Genomic DNA, 1,789 nt, shown 5'->3' on the forward strand with positions numbered 1-1,789 from the left:
CTCCACCGGAGCTGGACCTTCTCCGGTTCGGGGAGAACGCGCTCTACGCCTACCGGGACCGGGGTCTCGTGCTGCGGGTGGCACGCCCGGAGAGCCGGGTCGAGCAGGTCGCGCGGACGGTGGAGTTCGTGGTGCGTCTCGCGGCCCGCGGGATGGAGGTAGCCGAGCCTGCCGCCGTCTCGGGTGTCGGTCAGCCGGTTGTCACGTCGACGGATGTCGTGATCTTGTGGGTGTATTACGAGATCGACGCAGGCTGCCGGGTGACACCGCGGGAACTGGGCGGGCTGCTCCGCCACTTTCACGATTGTGCCGCACCGGATGGGGATCGTGTCGGGCCGTGGGAGCCCTTCGCGCTGCTTCGCCCTCGATTGGACGGCGCGCGCCGGGACGGTATCGAACAGAGCCTGATCGACCCCCTTGAGGCGCTTCTCGCGTCGCTGGAATCGCATGTTCCTGACGTGGTGTCCACGCTGGGAACCGGCGTCATCCACGGTGACATGCACTACGGAAATGTCATGTGCCTTCCCGGCCGCAGGCTGCTCCTCATAGATTTCGATCAGATATCTGCCGGTCCGCTTGAGTGGGATCTCGTGCCGAACCTGGTGACCTATCGGCGTTTCGGGATGTCGGACGAGGACTACGCAAGCTTCTCCGCCGCATATGGGTATGATCTCCGCGCGTCGCCGCATGCCGGGACTTTTATCGCGCTGCGGGAGTTGGGAATGGTGACGTGGCTGCTCCAGCAGTACGGGACGAGCGCGAGCCTCGATGCGGAGATTCACCGTCGGATCGATTCCATCAATGATCCTGGCTCGCGTGCGACCGCTTGGCGAGCGTATTGACCTGGCCGGTTCCGCCGTTCGATCCTACGGTGGCACGGTCCGTGCACCGGCTTTCGACTGTCATTGCCACGACCGCTGAGACCGTCGACCTTTTACGGGCGGAAGGCCAGCCGCTCTCTGAGCTTCTCCGGCTCGGGCGGCTGGAACCCTTCTATGTTGCCGCGGCCCGGCAGCTTCCGCGGGTCCTGGCCTGTCGGGATATCGACGCGGATTCCCTGACGTTCCGTAGGGGTGAATCGACAACCGCTACCGTGTGTAGGGCGCGACTGTGGTTATTTGATGCACAGGCGGGGCCGGTCGTGGTCGTGTTTTCCGTTGATGTCGAGTGCGCGCCGACGGTGCTCATCCCGTTCCTCGAGGACTGCTATTATGATCATGTTGCTGTCGGATCTTTTTCGCTGGAACGCTACGTAGCCGAGACGCTCGAAGAGGCTGACGTCCAGACCGTGGAGAGCGCTGGCCTGACGGCGCTTGGCCCGCAGCGGCACCAGATGGTGTTCACGTCCGCGACGCTGCCCGAGGATCCGATCCAACGGATCGTCTACCGGGCGGACCTCGACTGGAATCCTGAGTATTCGTCCATCCGGTTTCCCGCCGGGTTGAACCGGAGACCCGCCAGCGGCGCGGCCGTAGGTGCTTACGTCTGCTATTCGCCCAGCAGGACTATATTGAGAACTGTGCCCTTCTGTCCGCGGTACAGATTGTCGCCGCGACCGGCAAGGTCCGTCAGATTCGCCTGGCTGCCTATGATGCGCTCTTGCGGGTCCGTGACCTTTCCCGTGACCGTGGCGCTCTGAGTATGGCGGAACGCCGCGCGGAACTCGCCAGGATCAATGAGACGATGGCGGAACAGGAATTGCAGCTCACCTTCGGGGTGGAGACGGCGTGCGAGATCGGTATTCTGATTCCGGCGCTGCGTGTGGAGAACTTCCATCGTCAGCTCATCG

At 63.6% G+C, this 1,789-nt stretch carries 3 protein-coding genes; 1 reads left to right on the forward strand and 2 read right to left on the reverse strand.

Annotation, left to right across the window (positions count from 1 at the left end; all coding sequences use genetic code 11):
- The coding region (locus tag MJ783_RS21090) for a phosphotransferase enzyme family protein (protein WP_239313098.1) at positions 1-842 on the forward strand (842 nt) is incomplete at its 5' end.
- Between the two features lie 272 nt (positions 843-1,114).
- On the opposite strand, the gene MJ783_RS21095 is transcribed toward MJ783_RS21090, so the two are convergent.
- Complete coding sequence (locus MJ783_RS21095) at positions 1,115-1,375, reverse strand: hypothetical protein (protein ID WP_239313101.1); 261 nt, start codon at positions 1,373-1,375, stop codon at positions 1,115-1,117.
- Between the two features lie 113 nt (positions 1,376-1,488).
- Positions 1,489-1,789: hypothetical protein (locus tag MJ783_RS21100; RefSeq protein ID WP_239313103.1), on the reverse strand; the 301-nt coding region annotated here is incomplete at its 5' end.

Source organism: Protofrankia sp. Cj3 (genome assembly GCF_917627355.1).
In the GTDB taxonomy this organism is placed as follows: Bacteria; Actinomycetota; Actinomycetes; order Frankiales; family Frankiaceae; genus Protofrankia.